Here is an 8,680-nt window from a genome sequence, read left to right on the forward strand (position 1 = left end):
TCAAAAAACAAGGGATAGATTATTCATAAGAAGTAAAGAAGAAGGTGGGATCTATTAAAGAGGAGCCTACTAACTAAATCATTTTCGTGTGAACTTATTTTGCACCTGCCCTGTATTTATCTAAAATACTGGACCTAATGTATTCCATGGACTCAAAATTATTGGCTCCTGTTCATAGGCTTTCAGTATCTCTTCAGATACATATCTTTTATTAATGGCTACTCTTAAAACGTATTCATCAAACCATTCATCGCTCATTATATAGAATCCCTTATTTCCAGCTGATTCACCCCAGCTATTTTGGACTTTCCATCTATTAGGCTTGCCTTCTACAAGATTAACCCCAGTAAAAGTCATTACATGAGAAGAACCACTAGCCCTATACATAAGCCTATCAGCCTTGTCCATAGTAAACTTAGTATTCAAAACGGTCTCATAATTAAACAATTCCATATCCATTATTCCAAGCTCTCTGTGAGACATTTTCCCTACATCACAACCAAAAGAAACCTGTTCTCCTCCTTTTATTTGAGCTATAACCAATTCCTTTAATATATCTATATCCACATTCAAATATTTGATCGGCTCATCATCAACTACATTTCCATGGTACTTTATCGTATAAGTTTTCCCAAAAGGCTTGTCTTCTGTGGGATAATTTACTAATACAACATAATCTTTTGGCTTTACTTCTGAATACTTATTATAAAAATCTAAAGGCGTTATATCCTTCACTCTGTGAAAATCTCCATTGATATCTCTATACTCTAAATCAAAAGTCCTTGGTGGTTCCCCAATAAAATGGCATAATATATTATACACATCTATTAGCATGTTTTCTTTCTCTTCCCTTATAGCATCAATGGGTTTATCTTCTCTATACATTTCTCTTAAACCCTTAGCATATTGTCTCATTTTTTGGTTCAATATTTGGTTAAGTACCTTAGAATCCTCTGAAGCTTTAGAATCTGGCATTGCATATTTGGGAACTACTCCATACTTCTCTATTAACTTTGCAAACAAGCCCCATCTTCCCCCTTCCTTTACAGGAGAACTCAATAGGCCAACTACCTCATAATCCTCTAAATCCTTGTCGATAGTTGCTATTATATTTTCTAGAAATAGATTAGACTTCTCTAGCTTGTCCCAGAAAAATATGTAATTTTGGGAAAGCTCAAAATCCTTATCTTCCATTTGTAAACTGTTCGAAATACTATATCGCACACAATTCAAAGCAGCAAACATCCAACACCTTCCAGTTTTCTTTTGGTTTGTAACTCTTCCTACATCGATCTCTTCTGAAAAATGGAAGTGCATATTTGCAACAGCCCCATGATTTAATGCCACATCAACAAGACCATTTCTTATTACCGCATCTGAATATACCTTGTTATTCAAATCCGAGTTGTAATATTCTGAGCATTTTCTAATTAGATCATCTGTTATTGATTTATTATCCACAGTTTCCAACCTCCTAAAATATTTGTGCCAAACATTGAGTCACTCAACTATCCCTCCCCGGTAAACATCCGTCCCCGGCACTAACTTACTAACTTATTCTATGCACTATCTTTCCCCTAGCTTTATGGCTGCCACATCGGATATCCCTATATTTTCCCCTATTTCCCTATAAGAATAGTTAAAATCCCTTGCTTTTTTCACATATTCAGCCTTGTACTCCATTAAATATCTTTTTCTAGATGAGGATTTGATCAAATTGTACTCATCTTCTGATGGACATACTTCCTTTAGTATATCATCTAAATTCATCCTGTCAGTATTATACTCGGTAAGCATTTGCTCCTTAAAACGATTGCTTCCAATAGCTTCTACATCTTCAAATGTACTAGGGTCAAACTGTTCAGCCCTAAACTCCCCATCCATATATTCTATATATTTTTTTATAGCTTCCATTCTATTTGAAGAAAGCATATCTAATATTCCATCTATATCTACTATATTTTTCATATTTCTCCTGTAAAAAACATCGGAGCTCCATTTATATTCGTCCATAGACGAACACATCCCTGCCCTTAGTGGATTCAGATGGATGTATTTCAAAAGCTGCAGCAGGTATCCTTCATTTTCTACTAATACACTCTTATACCTATTTTCAAATACTGGACCCGTTCTATTTTCCTTGTAATTATAATACTTTCCATATTTAGAATTAATGCTGAGCATTATTTTACTGATAGGCATATCTATGGTCTGAATTATCATGTGATAGTGGTTATCCATAATTACATAACCATAGAGCCTAAAATCATGCTTTTCCTTGGTCTCCTTCATCAACTTAATCAAATAGCCTTTATATAGGCTTTCTTCAAATATATACTCCCTATTGTTCCCCCGCTGAATCACATGGTACATAGCTCCCCTATACTCTATTCTCCGCTTTCTAGCCATCGCCTCTCCTCCCTTATACAATATCTTATCCTATATATTAGACATAATTCTTACCTTTCCCTTTATTTTTGATAAAATTTCTATAAAAAAAATAGCCCTAGGGACTGTTGAATTTTATTCTTGCAATAAGTTAGTAAGTTAGCGCCGGGGACGGATATTTGCTTGTGCCAGGGGCGGATATTTGCTATATAAGTTTTTTAATCAAACATCTTTTACTATAGAAATTTTCTATTGGATTTGTCTCTTGCTATATGCTAATCTATTGTGGGAATGTGTTATTCCCTATTGTTCAAAATCAATTATTAAAAGGGGAGATGTTGATGAAAGGAATTATTAAAAGACTACCAGTACCTGCTGTAGCCTTGTTACTAGCTTTAGCAGCTACAGGAAACCTAGTACTATCCTATGGCAATATGTATAGGAATATATTTGGTATCTTCGCAGCAATCATTTTAGTTTTAATATTAGCTAAAATTATTATATATCCAAAAAAGATAGCTGAAGACTTAAATAATCCAGTTATAGCTAGTGTTTTCCCTACCCTTTCCATGGGAATTATGCTAATGGCTACCTATATTAAACCATTAACTCCATCTTTAGCTTTTGGTATTTGGGTTATAGGGTTGGTTTTACACATTGTTTTAATCCTTTATTTTACCATTAAGTATGTATTTAACTTCAACATTAAAAAAGTATTTCCCAGTTGGTATATAGTCTATGTTGGAATCGTGGTAGGATCTGTAACTGCTCCTGCATTTGAGATGACAAATGTAGGGAAAATTTTATTCTGGTTCGGTTTTATATCCTATTTAGTATTATTGCCTATCATACTCTATAGGGTTCTAAAGGTTAGGGAAATTCCAGAACCAGCATTGCCTACAATAGTAATTTTAGCTGCACCAGCTAGCCTTTGTTTAGCAGGCTATATGAATTCGTTCCAAGATAAAAATATGTTTATAGTTTGGTTATTATTAGCTTTATCACAGTTTACTTTGCTTTGCGTACTGCTACAACTTCCTAAACTATTAAAGCTTCCATTTTATCCAAGTTATTCAGCCTTTACTTTCCCGCTAGTCATTAGCGCTCTTTCTTTAAAATTAACCAATGCATTCCTGCTTAATACTGGGAAGGAAATAGCTATGTTGAAATATATTGTAAAGTTTGAAGAATTGTTAGCTGTAATAATGGTGCTTTATGTATTGTTAAAGTATATAGTATTTCTATTTTCTAAAACTGAAAGTGCAAAATAATATATAAATAATAAATACCACTGGATCCAGTGGTATTTATTATTCTATTTCAACTTGTCCATCTTCTATTAACTTTTCTGCTACCCATGCCGCAACTTTCCCTGTTATCTCTATACAGTGCTCTTTTCTTTCAGGGCTTTGAAAATTGTCTCCTGCCCATTGTCTAGTTATGACTCTACAACATGTAGAACCATATTCGTCTTTAATATGATCATGTAATTCTGCAGCTAATGGGAACATCTTTTCATTCATAGATTCACCATGAACTCTACCATAAACCATACCAAGAGCCATTTGTCCACCACTTACTGCACCACATAAACAACCAGACTTTCCCATGCCTATGGGGAAACCTGAAGCCATTTTTACAACTTTATCATCATAAGGTTTACCAAGTAAATTATTGATAGTATGAGCTACTGCTTCGGAACAGAAAAATTCTCCTCGTTCAAAATATCCTTCAGCCTCTTTTCTAACCTCTTCGATAAGTTCTGCTTTGGTCATCATTAGCACCTCCTAGAATTTGCTTATATTAATTTTATGATAAGATTCCCTTTAAAACAAATTGATATTTTTTATAGAATAATTGTGAAGTATAGACAAACTAAATATACCACATATATAGCTAAATATCTAGGACTGCAATCAATGAAATTTAAAAACCAGCCCTAAATGAACCGACCCCCATTGGTTAGATTTTTAGTCTAACTTTTGGGGACCGGTTCAAAAGGACTGGTTTATATTATTTTTTACAATATGTTAGTAAGTTAGTGCCGGGGACGGATATTTTGGGGACGGATATTTACCAGGGACGGATATTTTGCCAGGGATAGATATTTTATGCAGGGGCGGATATTTCACAAGTTAGTGCCTGGCACCTAGATTTTGATGATCTTTGATGTTTTCGAACATATTTCCAGTTACTGCATCTAAAAATTCCTCACCATTGGCTATAAGCCACTTATCACCAACCTTTTTAAGATTGACTTTTATCTCTGATGAGACCATATCCAAGCTATCTAGGCCTATACCCTCTTTTAGCTTTTGTTTGAATTCCTCGCTTTCAATATCATTACCTGCTATGATTCCTTCTACCGAAAGGCGCATCATACGGGAGTTCAATTCTAGCATATTGGGAATGGTTATACTAACATTCATTTCCACTGACTCCCTCTCTTGAGTTGTATCCAATATATCATATTCTAGTTTTTTCAAAGCCTCATTAAATATTTCATTTCTATCATCTATTATATTTGTATCTTCTTGACTAAAGTCTACCATATATTCACCTATCTCATTGAAATCTCCCTGTTGTATCTTATTAAAACATTCAATTACAACATCCTTCGAATTGGACTTATTTCTACATCCTGTAATAGTAAATGCTAATATCAATAGAATAACAAAAATGGGCATACTCTTCCGTTTTTTCAAGTCTACTCTCCCTCCGTATATATAACAGGGCCCCAAATTTCTCTGGGACCCCATATTTTAACTAATGTTTTGCATATATCCTAATAGCTCCATCTATATCGTAATATGTTATATAATCTCCTAGAGCCTCAGCATCTACCGCTTTCCCTCGAATATCAACTATATGTGAACCAGATATCTTGATGTAGATTGGTTTGCCTGCATTGCTAGCATCAATTAATTTCTTCTGGGCTTCTTTATTACTGTTTAGATATCTACTATCAAAAGCTTCACCATCAATTATTACACTATTGTTTGGTAAATCTTCCATATCTCCTACTACAGTTATTCTTCCATCAGCGTAACCAGTTAATCTTTCGCCATCTACTACTAGTATAACTTCAACTTGTAAATCTGATACCACTAATCCCTCTGGTACCGTCCAAGTTGCACTGTAGAATCCATCTAATTCCTCAACCATAGGATTGCCATTGCTATCAGCTGTAGCTTCAAATGGTAATATTAGTCTGTAGTAAGCATCTCCACCAGCTGGACCGTTGAAGCTTATTGTTACCTCTTCTCCTGATCTAACTGTTTTGTTTGCTGCTGGTTCTATATTTTCAATATTTGTATATGGATCTTCTGGTGGATCAACGGGCTCTCCATCTGATATTATCCTTACCATTCCTGGTGCTATCTCCGTTACTTCAAATCCATATTCGCTAATATATACTACTTCAACTGATAACTCTTCTGCTGATGTTTCTGCTGGTACAGTCCAAGTGCCTGTATAGACTCCATCTTCCTCTGTCATTGGAATGCCTATTTCGTTGCTTTGTAGTCCAAATGGAACCATTAGTCTAAAGTATCCTTCTCCTCCAGTTGGAGCTTCAAAACTAACAGTCAATACTTCCCCTGCTCTTAGTTCTACATCTTCTGCAGGTTCTATATTACTTATAACTGGTGCATCTAATTCTACATATACTGTTCTTTCAACTATTGCCTCATTTCCTGCTCCATCAACAGCTTTTACTGTAATCACATTCTCCCCTGGATTTACCATTAGTCTCTTGTGGAAGTTTCCTTCTTCATCCACTTCTACTTCTACGTCGTTAATCAATAGTTGTGCCAATTCAATATTATCTACAGCATTACCTCTAACATGAACTACTTCGGAATTTATCTTAACATTATCAACTGGTTCAGTTACTACCAATGCTGGTGCTTCTTTGTCTTTTCTAACTATTATCGGTTGTGATGGTTCTGTTTCGACTCCATTTAATTCTGCAGTTACCATAATGGTGTTTTCTTCTAATGGCAATTCCACTTCTGCTGAGAATATTCCATTTTCAGCTTCTACAGGAGTTACTACACTATTTACATATACGTTAACCTTTCCATCTGCTGTTACTGTACCTTCTACGATTATTGAATCTTGATTTGTATAGTTTAATTCTTTTAAATTAGTTATTACTGGTGTATCAACAGTATTTTCAACTCTAGCTCTAATCATCAGTCCACCATCTATATTTTCATCACTTATTTGGACAAACTCTTCCCCACCTAAGTGAAGATAAGATCTCTCTGGTGCTGGACTAGTTTCATCTATTCCTACACCTGGTGAATAGTCGCCAGCTTTAGTTTGCATAGTTGCTATGAAGAAGTCTCTATCCGTTGCAAAGCCATATTCTGATAAATCGATTAGATTCCATGCACCTCTATTAACATTTACTACCTTTGGTTCTCCTATCATCTGAGATGGATTACCATTGTTATCTGTGTCGAATATAGCTATTCCTATTTCTGTTCCTCCTGGTGTTGGCCAATCATTGCCCCAGAAATATATATTTGCTCCTACAACTTTTCCATATTCAGCTGGTGTGAATCTTACTGCTAATCCGTTGTTTGCTGCATTTAATACCAATGCATTTGTAGGTATATCATTGTCATAGCTAATTTCATCTTCATATCCTACGAATCTCTTTAGTGGTATATCAATGTTTGTTACCTCATTACCTATTACATCGACTGTAACCTCTCCTGGTTCAAATCCATCTGCTATTACCTTTAATGTATAGGTTCCTTCATATACTCCTTCTATTGTAAAGTTACCATCTTGATCTGCCGTTACCGGTTTTATATTTCCATCTTCTACTACCCTGATCACAGCATGAGATGCAGGATTTAGATAGTATCGATCAAATACCCTACCTGTAATCCTACCTTGAGGTTTTTGATCTAATATAAAGGTATGGCTAACGGTTTCATCTTCTTCTACAGTTACTGTAGCATCCTGTGAATAATATCCATAGGCTTCTGCCCTTATAGTATATTCCCCTATTGGGCTTCTCAAGTTAAATCTTCCAGTGGCTGGATCTGCCTTAACGCTTCTTCCTGTTTCTAATACCGTAACTACAGCATTATCTACTGGAATACCCCGTCCCCTAGCCATTGGCATATTTTGTACTTCAATGTCTTTTACTGTTTCATATTCATAAGTTTCTGTTCTGTTTAAGTCAAAACTTGGTTCAACTGGATCTACATAATCAGCCTTTTTAATCTCAGGTACTAAGTTAAGTTTTGTTTCTTCATCTGCTGGTGGATCTGTTGGTTCAGTTTCCATTCCAACGATATATACATCATCTATATACCAACCAGTATACATTCCCGAAACATCTGAATGGAAGAAGAACCTTATCTTTATATCCTGACCCTTATATTCAATTAAAGATATCTCTTCACTAGCCCATTCCTGAACTCTTCTGCCATATTTTTCTCCTGGCGTAACATTGGTCCAAGTAGCTCCATCATCATTAGAAACTAATACTTGACCATAATCCCATAGGGTTGTAGTTCCTTCCATATCCACCCAATGATTAAATGTTAAAATTGGATTCTTATCATCTGGTAAAGATATAGTTGGACTTTCTATATAGGCATCAGTATAATTTTCATAATTACCTGAAAGATTTGTTGCCCATAGTTTCTCCCCAGAATATGCTGCATTTGGTCCAGATGTTGGAATTCCCCATTCCCATGGATTTAATTCATTTCTAGCTCCAGGCATTACACCAGAAACAAATCCGCCATCATCCTCTTCAAAATCTGTACCAAATATTACAGTTGTCTCCATTGGTGTAGCTGATGTTACTTCGCTAAATTCACTTATATTTCCTGAAAAATCTACTGCTGCAACTTTATAATAATAAGTGTTTCCAACTTCTATCTCAGCATCTATGAAATTATTATTAGAAGGTGCCGCAATTAACTCATATTCCCCATCTAGTTCAACTGAACGGTATACATTATAATGAGATAGATCTCCATCATCCACTGGTTCCCAGTTTAGTTTGATTCCTGTTAAACCAGCTTCTGCCGTCAATCCTGTAGGTGTAGCTGGTGCTTCAGTGTCTACTCCAACTAACCTAACATTATCAACAAACCATCCTGCTCGAGTTCCTGAACCATCAGAAGTAAATCTAAAGGCTACAAATACTGGATCTTGAGAGCCTATATACTCACCAAGGTTTACAACGGTTTCCTTCCATTCCATACCGTCTCCCGTGATGATTGGTCTTACTTCTGTCCATGTTTCTCCATAATCATTG

General features: G+C 35.4%; 6 protein-coding genes. 1 reads left to right on the forward strand and 5 read right to left on the reverse strand.

Annotation, left to right across the window (positions count from 1 at the left end):
• Nucleotides 1-120: 120 nt before the first annotated feature.
• Nucleotides 121-1,461, reverse strand: coding sequence for an aminopeptidase C (locus tag C3E88_RS03870; protein WP_236908846.1), 1,341 nt, complete (start codon nucleotides 1,459-1,461; stop codon nucleotides 121-123).
• Nucleotides 1,462-1,566: 105 nt separating this feature from the next.
• Nucleotides 1,567-2,409 (reverse strand): REP-associated tyrosine transposase, encoded by an 843-nt coding sequence (locus tag C3E88_RS03875; protein WP_236908847.1) that lies wholly within the window; start codon nucleotides 2,407-2,409, stop codon nucleotides 1,567-1,569.
• A 320-nt stretch (nucleotides 2,410-2,729) separates the two neighbouring features.
• Between C3E88_RS03875 and C3E88_RS03880 the strand changes: the two genes are divergently transcribed.
• The gene (locus tag C3E88_RS03880) at nucleotides 2,730-3,659 is read left to right on the forward strand and encodes a TDT family transporter (RefSeq protein ID WP_236908848.1); all 930 of its coding nucleotides are present in this window, start codon (nucleotides 2,730-2,732) and stop codon (nucleotides 3,657-3,659) included.
• A gap of 39 nt (nucleotides 3,660-3,698) precedes the next feature.
• On the opposite strand, the gene C3E88_RS03885 is transcribed toward C3E88_RS03880, so the two are convergent.
• From C3E88_RS03885 to C3E88_RS03895, 3 genes are all read right to left on the reverse strand, one after another.
• A complete protein-coding gene (locus C3E88_RS03885; RefSeq protein ID WP_336513058.1) occupies nucleotides 3,699-4,163 on the reverse strand; it encodes a C-GCAxxG-C-C family protein in 465 nt (154 codons plus the stop codon).
• A 360-nt stretch (nucleotides 4,164-4,523) separates the two neighbouring features.
• Nucleotides 4,524-5,075, reverse strand: coding sequence for a hypothetical protein (locus C3E88_RS03890; RefSeq protein WP_236908850.1), 552 nt, complete (start codon nucleotides 5,073-5,075; stop codon nucleotides 4,524-4,526).
• 79 nt (nucleotides 5,076-5,154) lie between these two features.
• The coding region (locus C3E88_RS03895; protein WP_236908851.1) for a carboxypeptidase regulatory-like domain-containing protein at nucleotides 5,155-8,680 on the reverse strand (3,526 nt) is incomplete at its 5' end.

This window comes from Clostridium sp. Cult3 (assembly GCF_021655115.1).
Lineage (GTDB): Bacteria > Bacillota > Clostridia > Tissierellales > Tepidimicrobiaceae > PPXY01.

What these genes read in the sequence shown, in the direction of transcription:
- C3E88_RS03875 (WP_236908847.1), bottom strand. Translation starts at nt 2,409, where the DNA reads ATGGCTAGAAAGCGGAGAATAGAGTATAGGGGAGCTATGTACCATGTG.
- C3E88_RS03880 (WP_236908848.1), top strand. Translation starts at nt 2,730, where the DNA reads ATGAAAGGAATTATTAAAAGACTACCAGTACCTGCTGTAGCCTTGTTA.
- C3E88_RS03885 (WP_336513058.1), bottom strand. Translation starts at nt 4,163, where the DNA reads ATGACCAAAGCAGAACTTATCGAAGAGGTTAGAAAAGAGGCTGAAGGA.
- C3E88_RS03890 (WP_236908850.1), bottom strand. Translation starts at nt 5,075, where the DNA reads ATGCCCATTTTTGTTATTCTATTGATATTAGCATTTACTATTACAGGA.